This window comes from Pseudomonas sp. SAS7, from assembly GCF_052112345.1.
GTDB classification, from domain to species: domain Bacteria; phylum Pseudomonadota; class Gammaproteobacteria; order Pseudomonadales; family Pseudomonadaceae; genus Aquipseudomonas; species Aquipseudomonas putida_Q.
Genome location: NZ_JBEGGO010000001.1, coordinates 567160 through 580114 on the forward strand (window position 1 = coordinate 567160; position 12955 = coordinate 580114).

The 12955-nt window shown below is 63.4% G+C and carries 8 protein-coding genes; 4 read left to right on the top strand and 4 right to left on the bottom strand.

Translation table 11 applies throughout. The features are described from left to right. Positions 1 to 143: 143 nt before the first annotated feature. From ABI582_RS02510 to ABI582_RS02520, 3 genes are all read right to left on the bottom strand, one after another. Complete coding sequence (locus ABI582_RS02510; RefSeq protein WP_442118309.1) at positions 144 to 4568, bottom strand: NEL-type E3 ubiquitin ligase domain-containing protein; 4425 nt, start codon at positions 4566 to 4568, stop codon at positions 144 to 146. Positions 4569 to 4646: 78 nt separating this feature from the next. Further along, the gene (locus tag ABI582_RS02515; protein WP_442118429.1) at positions 4647 to 7007 is read right to left on the bottom strand and encodes a DNA polymerase II; all 2361 of its coding nucleotides are present in this window, start codon (positions 7005 to 7007) and stop codon (positions 4647 to 4649) included. Between the two features lie 34 nt (positions 7008 to 7041). Further along, a complete protein-coding gene (locus tag ABI582_RS02520; protein WP_442118310.1) occupies positions 7042 to 8232 on the bottom strand; it encodes an MFS transporter in 1191 nt (396 codons plus the stop codon). 117 nt (positions 8233 to 8349) lie between these two features. On the opposite strand from ABI582_RS02520, the gene ABI582_RS02525 reads away from it, so the two are divergent. Further along, positions 8350 to 9246, top strand: a complete 897-nt coding sequence (locus tag ABI582_RS02525) for a LysR family transcriptional regulator (protein ID WP_442118311.1) — start codon at positions 8350 to 8352, stop codon at positions 9244 to 9246. Here ABI582_RS02525 and ABI582_RS02530 read toward each other — a convergent pair. After that, entirely contained in the window at positions 9227 to 10147 is a 921-nt protein-coding gene (locus ABI582_RS02530; protein WP_019471102.1) for a LysR substrate-binding domain-containing protein, read from the bottom strand. The genes ABI582_RS02525 and ABI582_RS02530 overlap by 20 nt on opposite strands. 159 nt (positions 10148 to 10306) lie before the next feature. On the opposite strand from ABI582_RS02530, the gene ABI582_RS02535 reads away from it, so the two are divergent. From ABI582_RS02535 to ABI582_RS02545, 3 genes are read left to right on the top strand one after another with little or no spacing between them, the layout of a single operon-like run. Beyond that, positions 10307 to 11095, top strand: coding sequence for a YqcI/YcgG family protein (locus tag ABI582_RS02535; RefSeq protein WP_338746818.1), 789 nt, complete (start codon positions 10307 to 10309; stop codon positions 11093 to 11095). Between the two features lie 2 nt (positions 11096 to 11097). Next, positions 11098 to 11724, top strand: a complete 627-nt coding sequence (locus ABI582_RS02540) for a LysE family translocator (RefSeq protein WP_016500479.1) — start codon at positions 11098 to 11100, stop codon at positions 11722 to 11724. A 38-nt stretch (positions 11725 to 11762) separates the two neighbouring features. Next, a complete protein-coding gene (locus tag ABI582_RS02545) occupies positions 11763 to 12848 on the top strand; it encodes a hypothetical protein (protein WP_442118312.1) in 1086 nt (361 codons plus the stop codon). Positions 12849 to 12955 lie beyond the last annotated feature (107 nt).

A 12955-nucleotide genomic window follows, 5' to 3' on the forward strand; every position in this document is an offset into this window, starting at 1 on the left:
ACCAACAGCCACAGACGTGCTCGGCACAAAGGTAACTTCCGATTTCCATGACCGGCCGGCACCATCTGCGTAAAAATCAGCGCACAATCAGAGCATAGCGCAAAGCCGCTGGCGCCACGCGGGCCTGCCCAGGGTTTGAACACCTAATGCAGCAGACGCGGCGGCGAATGCCTGTCGAGCGCTTCCAGCGTCAGCTGCAGCAACACTGCGTGCTCCCGTTGCTGATTGCTGATGTGCAGCCGTGCGATTTCCGCATCCCGGCCCCCCAAGGCCATCAGCCGCTCTAGCTCAGCGTGCATATGATGCGGCACTTGCAGGCGAGCCGGGAAGGTCGCGCGCAGGTAATCCTGCCAGAACCACTGCCGCGACAGAAAATGAGCAATGCCTTCCCGGGTCTGGCCCGCCAGGACGATTTCACGGGCCACGCGAACGTCCTGCTTGCTTAGCGCAGCAATACCTGGGTAAAGCATTTCGTCTGGCTGGGCGGGTAAGTCCAACGCCCTGCGCAGGGCGATCCGGTATGCCAGGGCGAACTCGATCGACTCATTCCCCGCCCCCAACCGCTGGGCATGTTCAGCGGCAATCTGGTCGAGCAACGCCAACCGCCACAACCGACCACCGAGCCATAGCAAAGCCCGCTCAGGCTGGCGGGCAAACTCGCCGCGTCGCGTCCGCCATATCATCACTCGCAGTTCCAGATCAGCGAAGCGAGCAGCGGCGTTATCCTGGCAATCGGTCGACGCTGCGTGTTCGAACAACTCCTGCTTGAGCGCATCATCCTCACTCATCGCCTGAAACATCTCGAGCACACGGGATGCGAGGGCGGACGCGGTCGACGAGAACCTGAATGCCCCCGACGCCGTCAACACCGACAGGGTATTGAAGAAGTCAGCCGATTGTTCCTCTGCCTCAAGATGGACCCACAACGCGGCCATTTCGTCGCGGCGCCCGACTGCCAACACATCCAGAAAGCGCAGCCGATATGGAACGCGGCTTGCCTCAAGCCAGTGCCAGACAGAAAGCGCTTCAGGCGCAGCCGCCAGCAGGTTGCCGGAAAGCTCGACCCTGCCCCAGCGCCACAGTTGCGACAGATGAAAACCCTCGGGCAATTCGTCAATGCTGTTGCCGCGAAGGTCCAGCGTGTGCAGGGCTGGCGCGTCCATCACCCCATAAGGACACTCGGGCATATGGGTGTGTGGCAGGTGCAGGGCATTGAGCTCGGTCATTGCGAAGACCGAGAATGCCCTGCCCAATGGGTTGTCCGAAAGGTTCAGGTACACCAGCGAACGACAACCCGCCAGGATCAATGCCTGGCTTTCGTCGAGTACGATCTGGTTACCCGACAGATCGAGCACTTCCAGCCTTTGGGCAAGCATCAGAGGCAAAGGCAAACGCCTGAGGCGACACTGGGTGATTTCCAGGTTGCGCAAGTTGGGAAATGCCCGCAGGAACTCATCCGGAATCTGCTCCAGGCGCATGGCACGCAAGGCCAGGATCGAGACGTGGGGAAAAGTTACTTGCGCCGGCAGTGCAGGCAGTTGCTGCAAGCGGCTGCGGGTCTGGGTCAGCATGAAGCGTGCCCCCTCCACCGTCGCATCCTCTTGAAGTTCGGGTACAAGCCAGCGCCAGCAGTCGACAAGGCCCTTTCTGAACTCACGCCGGGCGGCCAGTTCCGGTGTGGGAAATGCATTGCGTACCCATCTGTTGAGGTGAGTGCTGAGCAGTGCATATTGCTGTTCCAGCATGCGCAACCTGGCTTGCGCGTTGTCTGACGCCAGCCAACGGCCGATCTGTTCATCACTGAGGGCTGGGTACAGGTCTCGAAGCCGTGCCTGAAATGCCCTCGGCCTGGACAGCCCCAGCGCGGCCCATAACCTGCCGCCAGCCAGGGGGTAGCCAATCCGGCCATCATCGAGCCGTTGCGGCGCGAGAAATGAGCCACGCGGCCGGTCCAGCCTGAGCACATTTACCACCGCCTGCCTTTGGCCACTTGCAACCTGTGCCAGGGCCTGGCGCAGTGCAGGCACGAAGGCGTCGCCCTGGCCGATGGCCGCCTGAGACGGCTCGTCATAAGCCGCAGCCAGGGTCTCGAACAACTCGCCCGCCTCACTGGTCAATGACCGTGAAGGATCACGCAAGCGGAACACCCCATGCTGGTGAAGCAGGTCAAACGTCTGGCCCGCGCCCTCGATCGCGAGCAGCGGTTCGCTGGCATCACCGTCGAACAATTGCCACCCGGGCCCGTCAGCCCCAGGCACGTCGACCAGCAGGTTCAGCACCACCCGCGCCAGGTCGAGGGTTTGCGGCGTATCGATGCTCAGCGCCTCATACACCCGCGCGACTCGAATCCGCGCAACCTGCAACCTTGCCGCCTCGGCCATGAACAACGGCACGCGCCCGGTCTCGCGAAGCTGCTGCAGGTCATCTTCGCTGACATCGCGCAACACCTCGTCCGCCGCCAGGCGGTGCAGGCTGGCAAAATCCCGGCGCAATGGGCGCCCAGTGTCAGTGTCGGGGTTCTGCTCTTCGTACAAACGCTGGAACAACGCTCGTCGCCCTGCCCAGGCCACATCGGCCAGCGCTGCCCCGCCCTTGTCGGCTGCCTGGGGGAGACTCATCACCCGCTCCAGCAACTGCGGATCGGCGGTGGCCACGCCCTCACGCAACTGGTTGACCAGCGTGCGGACACGGCCGGCGAGAATCACGCGGTCGACGGTATCGACCAGCACGGCTTCAGGCGCCCGGCCATACACATGCCATGCCCGCAAATGCTGGTCGTCAAGACCATGAACCGCCAGCACCTGGTCGATCTGCGCGGCATCGAGGTCGCTGAATGGCCTGCCCAGGCGACGGAACAGCTGGTGGGCGTCGTCCCACTCGGCTGGCTGCTCGCACCACAGCCGCCATGCACCGGCACCATTGTGACGTAGCGGCGGCGCGTAACCCTGATAGGGGAGCAGTTGCCACTGTTCATCGGCATCGCACCAACCCACCTCATACCAGTGACCATCCAAGCTGATCCAGCGACGCTCGCCCAAATGGTACACACGCTCCATGTCCCGCGTTGCCGTGTCCGGCGGGCTTTCGCAGCGATAAGGCTTGAGGTCTGCGTTCCACAGTTTTTCCTCGCCGCCAGCCAGCTGCGTCGGTACCAGCTTGTCCACCTCGCTCCAGGCGCGACGGGCCGTAGCGACGACGGCAACGGTTGCCCCGACAGCCAACAGCCCTTTGCCCACATTCAGCAGATGCGCCAGCGCCGCATTGCGCTCGTTGTCCTGCCAGTCCCCTACAGCCTGAAACGTCTGCTCAAGCAGCTCCCAGGCCATCACCCCCAGCAACACCGCGCCGATACCGGGCACGAAGAACCCTGCAATACCCAACAGGGTCCAGCCTTCAGCACGCAGACGGCGGCCATGCTCGGCCTGGACTTCGCGATCAAGCTGGCCCACCGGTGGGGCAATGATCGCAGCATCATCCTTGATCCGGGCGACCCAATCGTCAGCGAGGTGTTCGAACAGCGGCAAGCTGTAGGCGAAGGTTTGCTCATCAAGGTCCCTGGTCGCCCACGCGGTCACGTCATCGAGCCGTTCGCTGACGGCCGAGAAGAATCGCTGGCTGTCGCGACGGCGCACGAAGCGGTTGAAAAACCGCCGGTAGTCATCTTCGCGCAGGCGCTTGCCAAGTACCCGGCGGGCATAATCTTCCAGGTCGCTGCGCACGCTCCAGGGGCCGTGCGGGTCCCCCGGCACATAGACCAGCACGCGCTTGCTGGTGTTGTACAACACACCCTCATCGACCACGTCCAGCACCACGATCTGCTGCAAACTGCAACCGAACAACGCCAACTGCCGGACGCGAACAGGTGCGCCTTCGAGCTGGCCCAGGGTACCCTGAAGGCACAACTGCACCACCCACTGCAGCTGGCCTGCGCTCAATACGCCTTGCGCCCTGGCCTGCAGGGCATCCACCAGCATGCTGTAGCGTTCCCGTCGCGCCAACAATCCCCTGACCTCGGGCTGCAGAACAGAGTCCAGATGCGCCTGGTACTTCTGGCCAAGGTCCAGTTCTCGACACAATTTGGCGAAGCGTAGTGCGGACAGTTCACTACGCTGTGCGCCGAGCTCATCGACCAGGCAATTGCCACGGGGCTGGTCGCGCTGCTGTTCTGCTGTGAAATTCCCCAAAGCGGCTTCGAGCACCGGGATGTCGTAGTAGTCGCTGTCGACAACGGGAAGCCTGCTGGTGACATAACTGACGGTGGGCGAGGTGAAGGTGTACCACTGGCGAAAGAACAGGCGATCAACGTCGAGTTCGCCGTGGGCGCCAAGCGCTTCGTGCAACAAGGGCCGGGTAAATGCATCCAGGTTGTCTAGCCGCGCCAACGCTGCCGACAAGCCTTCGCGGCAGGCCAGCAGTTCCATCAGCGCACCGCTCAGGAGGGTGAATTCTGCCACGCTCAGCCGCATCATCCAGGGCGACAGGCGCTGTGCGATGTACTGGTCCTGCCATGCTTGCGCCATGGCAAGGGTGTCGGCCGCAGCCGCTTGCTGACTGCTATTGTTGAGCATCTCTGCCTCCGCGATAACGTGGAGGTGCGAGTCTGAAGACTGTTGCTGCGTGCTGACGCCTAGCTATCTACCACCCGATCAGAACAGCAGCAATTGATGGTCGGTAAGACGGGCAAAATCATCGCCGACAAAGGGCAGGATGGCATCTGCCACCGGTTGTAGCTGACGGCTGATGTAGTGATCGTAGTCGATCGGTGCCTGCAGGTTTTCCAGTGGTTCAGGGCCGGCGGTGGTGATCACGTAGCTGATCCAGCCCCCGCGCTGGTATTGCAGAGGGCGCCCCAGGCGCTTGTTGTACTCGTCGGCAAGGCGTGCGGCACGCACATGCGGCGGCACGTTGCGCTGGTAATCGGCCAGCGGCCTGCGCAGGCGCTTGCGATACACCAGCAGCTCGTCCTGCTCGCCCGCCAACGTCCGCTGCACATACTCGCAGACATAATCACGGTAGGGTTCGCCGCGAAACACACGGCCGTAGAGCGCCTGCTGAAACTCCCGGGCCAGCGGCGACCAGTCGGTGCGTACCGACTCCAGGCCTTTGTAAACCATCTCTTCAGAACCATCAGCCCGCTGCACAAGGCCGGCATAGCGCTTCTTGCTGCCTTCATCGGTGCCGCGGATGGTGGGCATCAGGAAGCGCCGGTAATGCACTTCGAACTGCAGTTCGAGGGCACTCTGCAGGTTCATGGTTTCGCGCAGGTGTGCCTGCCACCATTGGTTGACTTCGGCCACCAGCTCGCGGCCGATGCGCGCCGCGTCTTCCTCCGCATGGGCACCCTTGAGCCAGACGAAGGTGGAATCGGTGTCGCCATAGATCACGTCAAAGCCGCGCGCCTCGATCAGCGCCCTGGTCTGGCGCATGATCTGGTGCCCACGCATGGTGATGGACGAGGCCAACCGGGGGTCGAAGAAGCGACAACCACTGGAGCCCAGCACCCCGTAGAACGCGTTCATGATGATCTTCAATGCCTGTGACAACGCCGCGTTGCCGTCACGTTTGGCCGCTTCCCTGCCCTGCCACACACGCTCGACAATGGCCGGAAGGCAATGCTGGCTGCGCGAAAAACGCCCACCGCGAAAGCCTTCCACCGAATGTTGGTCATCGGGGACACGCAAGCCTTCCACCAACCCGACCGGGTCGATCAGGAAGGTACGAATGATCGACGGATACAGGCTCTTGTAGTCCAGCACCAGCACCGAGTCGTACAGGCCAGGGCGCGAGTCCATGACGAAGCCACCGGGGCTGGCTTCGTCAGGGCGGCTGCCGAGGTTGGGGGCCACAAAGCCCATACGGTGCATCTGCGGCATGTACAAATGGCAAAACGCGGCGACCGACCCGCCGCTGCGGTCTACCGCCAGGCCGGTGACCGATGACCGCTCCAGCAGGAACTCCAGCAGGCGGGTGTGGGCAAATATGCGCGTGACCAGCTCACAGTCCTTGAGGTTGTATCGCGCCAGGGCCGGTTTGTCTTCGGCAAAGCGCCGGTTGATCTCGTCCATGCGCTGGTAAGGCGTGTCGATGGCTTTGCCTTCACCGAGCAGCGTCTGGGCAACGTTCTCGAGGCTGAACGACGGGAAGCTCCAGGTTGCCGAACGCAGCGCCTCGATGCCGTCGATCAACAGCCGCCCCGGCGCATCGGCGAACACGTGGCCACCACCGGCATGGCTACGTAGCGTCATCGGGACACCTTTACGCCCCAACGCCAGCGGCACCTGCAGCGCTTTGGCGTGCTCATGCAGCAGGCGCAGGTCGAACTGCACCAGGTTCCAGCCGATGATTGCATCCGGGTCATGCTCGGCCATCCACTGGTTGAGGCAGGCCAGCAGCGCGGCGCGATCGGCACAGTAGTGCAGGTCGAAATCGAGGCCATCGGCCGTGCCATTGGCCGGGCCGAGCATGTACACCTGACGCTGGCCGCAGCCTTCAAGGGCGATGCTGTACAACTCGCCGCGCTCGCTGGTTTCGATGTCCAACGACACCAGGCGCAGCGGCGGGCGGTAACCTGGCGAGGGCTTGAGCTGGGCCTCGCAGAGGACGCCCTGGGCGTCGGGTTGGCCGGTGAACTGGACCGGGGCAGTGATGAACCGCTCCATCAGGTAGCGTTCGGGTGGGCGGATATCCGCTTCGAACACCTCGATACCCGCCGTGCGCAGGCGTTGCTCCAGTTGCATCAGTTGCCGGTGCTGCCGGCAGTACAACCCCAGCACCGGGCGCTGGTCGAAGTCTTTCAGGCGCAGTGGCCGCAGCTCGACGCCGGGCTCGTTGGCCAGCAACACCCGCGCGTGGGCCTCATGCGCCTGCGGGATGAACGCCACCGAAACCTGTGGCGCCAGGCGTAGCTGCCGTGGCCCCTGATCGGTTGCGAGCCAGAACTCCACGCAGGTGCCTTCGGGCGTGTCATGCCAATGACGGGTCAGCACAAAACCCTGCTGCAACTCCACTGCGTCGACCTCTGCTGAAAAACGCAATTCTACGCTAGCGTGCCCCCGCCACGAAGCCACTTCTGCGCGCTGCCCAAGTCAACACCAAGGCCACCGCGATCAATGCCAACACCACCCCGCCAAAGGCCTCGGTCCCGCCCCCGACGAGCAACACGCCACCCACGATCCCGCCCAGGGCGATAGCGCTGTTCCACACGGTCACCAGCATCGATTGCGCCACATCCCCGCCCTCGCCCGCCGCATCGGCACAGGCGGTCTGCAGCAGGGTCGGTGCGCCACCGTAGGTCAAGCCCCACAGGGCGATGCTCAGGTATATCAACCACGACGACGCCTGCCCCAATGCCAGTGTGGCCAAGGCAAAACCGGCCAGGCTCAGCAATACCAGCGTGCGCAGATGCCGGTCGACCAGCATCCCCACCAGGCCGATTCCGGCCAGGGCCGAAAGGCCAAACACCATCAGCACCGGGCCAATGTCCGCCGCCATGCCGGCCGCCGCCAGCAGCGGCACAATGTAGGTGTAGAGGATGTTGTGGCCAAGGATCCAGGTCAGGATCACCAGCAGCACGATCAACACCCCCGGCGTGCGCAGCACCTGCATGGCCGCCGGGCGTCTGCCAGCGGCATGCCCCGGGTACTCCGGCACCGAGCGCAGCACCCACACCACCAGCAGCAACGCCACCAGGGTGACCAGCACAAACGTTGCACGCCAGCCCAGCCCGGCGCCCAGCCAGGTGGCAATGGGAAGCCCGAGCGACAAGGCAATCGGCTGCCCGAGCATGGCCAACGCCATGGCCCGGCCCTGCTGTGCCACCGGCACCATGCGCCGGGCATGGCCCGCGATCAGGCCCCAAGCCAGGCCGGCGGCAGCGCCGGTGAAAAAGCGCAGCACCAGGGTCAGGCTGTTGGATGTCGACAAGGCCGTCAGCCCGTTGAACAGCACAAAACCGATGATCGCCAGCAACAGGGCCCGCCGGCGATACCAGCCCTGGGTCAGGGTCACCAGCGGGATTGCCGTCAGCAGCGAACCCAAGGCATAGGCCGTGACCCATTGCCCGGCCATGGCCTGGCTGATGTGCATGCCGTTGGCGATCTGGTCGAGCAAGCCCGCCGGCAGGGTTTCGCTGAGGATGGCGATAAAGCCGGTCATGGCCAGCGCCAGCAGCCCGCTGACGGGCAGGCGCTCGCTGCTGGCGTCCAGCAACGGTGGGGAGGATGTCTGGGACATTGCAATTGCCTTGAGTTGGAAAACAAGGCGGACAGTCTGCAAGCAAGGCCACTGCGGAAAAAGACGGGTACAATGCCGCTCACCCCGGACACCTGTGTCCGCAATCAGGAATGCAGCATGGACAGCCTCAGCGGCTTCGTGGTGTTCAATCGGGTGGCTGAAACCCGCAGTTTCGTCGCCGCAGGCCAATCGCTGGGCATCACTGCCTCGGCCGTGGGCAAACGCGTGGCGCGCCTGGAAAGCCGCCTGGGTGTGCGCCTGTTCCACCGCAGCACACGCAGCATTACCCTTACCGCCGAGGGCGCGCTGTTTCTCGAGCGCAGCCGACGCATCCTGGCCGAAATCGAGGCTACCGAGCAGGAGCTGTCCCAGGCCAGCGAAACCCCGCGTGGCCGCTTGCGTATCAGCATGCCGCAGGTCACAGCGCTGGTGATGCCGGCGCTGGCCGAGTTCATGGCGCTATACCCGCAGGTGGAGCTGGACCTGGACTTTTCCGACCGCATGGTGGATATCGTCGGCGAAGGCTTCGATGTGGTGATGCGCGGTGGCCAGCCGGTGGATTCGCGGCTCAACGCCAAGTTCCTGGGGCACTTCCAGCACCGCCTGGTGGCCTCGCCCGAGTACCTGCGCGAACGCGGCACACCCCTGCACCCGCGCGACCTGGCGGCGCATACCTGCCTGCATTATCGCTTCCCCAGCAACGGCAAGCTGGAAACCTGGCCGCTACGCCAGGAGCACCCCGAACAAGCCTACGACATCCCCATCTCGATGGTTTGCAACCATGTCGAGACGCGCGTCTGCTTTGCCTTGAACCACCGCGGCATCACCTGCCTGCCAGACTTCAATGTGCGTCGCGAACTGGACAACGGCTCACTGGTCAGCGTGCTCGACAGCTTCATGGAACGGCGCGGCAGCTTCTATCTGCTGTGGCCGTCCGGGCGGCAGATGCCGCCGAAGTTGCGGGTGTTCATCGATTTCATGCTCGAGCGGGTGTTCAACCGTACAGGTAGTTGATGTCCTTGTAGGCCAGCGGTGGCACCTGGCCCAGCAGGAAGTCGCGCAGCTTGTGCATTTGCCGCGCTTTCGGGCTGGCCTTGAGCCAGGTCATGTAGTACCCGTCACCGGTAGCCACTGCATGCTTGAACGGCGTGGCCAGGCGCCCGGCCTGCAGGTCGGCACTGGCCAGCACCAGGTCGACCACCGAAATACCCAGGCCTTGCTGGGCAGCCGAAATGCCCTGGTCGAGGGTATCGAACACTTGCCCCTGGTCGATGCTGATCTCCAATGCGCCCATCCGCGCCAGCCAGCGCCGCCAGTCGCGCCGGTCGGGTGACGGGTGCAGGAACTCACATTGGGCCAGGTCTGCGAGGGCCGGTTGAGCCTGTGGCATGTAGTCGGGCTGGCACACCGGGATCAGCCATTCATCGAACAGCTTGAAACTCTCGATATCGGCGGGGAAACGCCCGCTGGCCAATAAAATGGCGCAGTCGTAGGGCTCGGAATAGAAGTCCACGCTGTCGATGTCCATCCACACGCTGGACAGTTGCACGCTGCAGTTGTCATCGGCCTTCTTGAACGCATCCAGCGCCCGCAACAGCCAGCGCATGGTGAGCGTAGACGGCGCCTTCAGGCGCAGGCCGTAGCGGTCCTGGCGCAGCAACGCGCAGGCATTTTCGATGATCTTGAAGCCAACCTTCAGCTCTTGCGACAGCAGGCGCCCGTGCTCGGTCAGGCTCAGTTTCGGGCCACGCCGCTCGAACAGGTCGCAGCCAAACAGGGCTTCCAGGGTTTTGATGTGATGGCTGACCGCCCCTTGGGTCAGGGCCAGTTCTTCCGCCGCACGGGTAAAAGAGCCATAGCGAGAGGCCACCTCGAAGGCACGCAGGGCGTGCAAGGCCTGAATCCGTTCCGACATGGCGACGTCCCGAGCATGAACAAGACTAATAGTAGGTCATAGTTCCACGCGTTTTACAACGTCGAGAGCGTCTCGGAAAATGCAGGTAAATAATAAACATAACCAAGATCCTGCCTGCATATGACTGGAACGTTCACTTAATCAACGCCTGGGGAAATCATGTTTACGGGATATGGAAATTGCTATCGCCTGGATGCGCTAGAGCTGGCCGTTGAACATGGATGCAATACGCAACACTGGACTTTCAAAACCATAGAACACTTTCGCAGTATCCTCGCCAACCCCGACTTCCCTTGCCTGTTCGGCCGCAAGGCGGTAAATGGCGAAACCTGCCACATACTCTTCGCCCGCGCCGAACAACTGGCCGATGACATCGCCCAGGGCCTGGCCGACTACGTGTTCACGGTCGCCCCGATCACACCCAAGCAGCGCATCGGCAGCCCACTGGTGGTGTTTCTCGAAACCGCCGCCGATTACACCCTGGCCGAACAGCAGGCGCTGGCCTGGAAGGTGCTGCGTGGCGTGCATGCGCGCGACCCGCACCCCTGGCCGCAGGGCATGCCGACCGACCCCGACGACAACGGCTGGTCGTTCTGCTATGCCGGCATGCCCTTGTTCATCAACATGAACTTCCCCGGCCACCAGCAGATGAAAAGCCGCAACTTGGGGCATCACATCACCTTCGTCATCAATCCACGGGCGAACTTCGACGAAGTGGCCAACGCCAACACCGAGAGTGGCAAACGCATCCGCGAGCGCATTCGCGAGCGCGTGCACCACTACAACGACGGTGTAATGCCCGACACCCTTGGCTTTTTCGGCGACACCGACAACTACGAATGGAAGCAATACCAACTGCAGGAGGCAGGTTCGCTCAACCCGTCACGCTGCCCGTTCCACGCACATGCCGCACACCCTGCGACACCCGACTTACTGATCGAGAACTGACCGTGAACACCGCACTCACCTTCACCTATGCCCTCACCGTCCTGCTGCTCATCGCCACCCCCGGCCCGGTGGTGGCGCTGATCGTCAACACCGCAGCTGCCTCCGGCTCGCGCAAGGCCATGTTCACCGCCGTTGGCACCAACTGGGCCTCACTGGTGCTGATCGGCGCCGCAGCCTGGATCATCCTCACCAGCGCCGCCATCGACAAGGCATGGCTCAGCACCATGAGCCTGCTAGGCTGCCTGTTCATCGGCTACATCGCCGTGGGCACGCTGAGGGACGCCCTGCAGGCGCCGGCCCCGGAGGCGGCGAGCGAGGCGCCCAAGGCCGCGCGCGGCGGGCTGCTGCAAGGCTTCATGGTGGGTATTTCCAACCCCAAGGACATCATTTTCTTCATCGCCTTCTTCCCGCAGTTCATCCAGATAACCGAGTCGTTCGGCAAAAGCATGGTGGTGTTGTCGCTGCTGTGGGTGGCCATCGATTTCGCCGTGCTCAGCCTGTACATCTTCGCCATCGGCAAAATCGCCTCGCAGCGCAGCAACCGCGTGATCAGCCTGGCTTCCGGCGTCGCCCTGCTGCTGATCGCCGCGGGCGGCCTGCTGTACAACCTCAACGAACTGGCTGCCTGAGTTTGATGCGAAGCACCCGGCGCACAGAAGGAAAGACCATGACAGCGACTGATACGGGCCCGTCTCCTTCGCCGTTGCAACAGGACTACCAGCGCTTTCTGCTGCTGGGCAGCCGCCGTGCGCCGCACACTGTACACGTGCATGAAACCGGCTACCGTTCCGGCACCATCAACACCGATGCCCTTGGCCTGCGCTACAGCCATTGCGCCGGCAAGCGCTTTTCGGCGGCCGAACGCGGCGGCGCTTCCCGTATCAACCTGCTGGTCGGCGGCTCCACGGCCCTGGGCATCGGCGCCAGCTCCGACGAACACACGGTGGCCTCGCACCTGTCGGCGCTCACCGGCGAGGTCTGGCTGAGCCTGGCCGGTTGCGGGCTCAATGCCAGCCAGGAGCTGCTGATGTTCCTGACTCACCAGCACCGCCTTGGCCAGCTAGGCCACGTGGTGGTGCTCAGCGGCCTCAACAGCCTGGCCCACGAAGCCCTGTGTGAAGTGCTCGGCAGCCCCAACGACCCACAGCACGCCAAGGCCTACCAGGCTTTTCTCAACAGTTTCAGCGAAGGCATGCAGCCCGCCGCACCACCCCGCCGGCCGTCGCTGTGGCGGCGCATCGGCCAGGCCCTGACCACGCCTGCGGTCCAGGCGCCGGTCTTCTGGCCGCTGTCGCCCCCGGAAAAGCGCCTGGCCCGCGCGGCCGACAGCATTGGCCGCACCTTGCGTCAGTGGGACCGGCTGCTGGCAGACAGCCACGCTACCCTCACCTTCATCCTGCAGCCGTTGCTGCCCTGGTGCCGGGACACCCTGCCCGTTGGCGAGCAGGCCATGCTGGCCGCGCTGGAGCAACAACCGGCAAACTTCGACCGGCTGCTGGACGGCGCATTCGACAGCCAATTGCACTCGGCCTTTTTCCGCCGCATCAAAAGCCAGGCCGACCCGGTGCCTTGCTACGACATGAACGGCATGCTCAGCAGCTCGCCGGTCTTCGGTGCCGACCTGTTCATCGACCGCCTGCATCTGAACGACCTGGGTCACAATGCTCTGGCCAAGGTGATTACCGCCAAGCTTGGCCTGGCCCAGGAAAAAAAACACGCACAACGCAAGGTCACGCCGATCAAGCTCGTCTGAGAGTTGCCGTGTGGTCTTCCGGCCACCCCCCTTGGGTGGCTAGAATAGGCCGTCGTTCCGATTTTCCAGAGGCGTACGCTTGACCGCCATTACCATCGAAGCCGCCC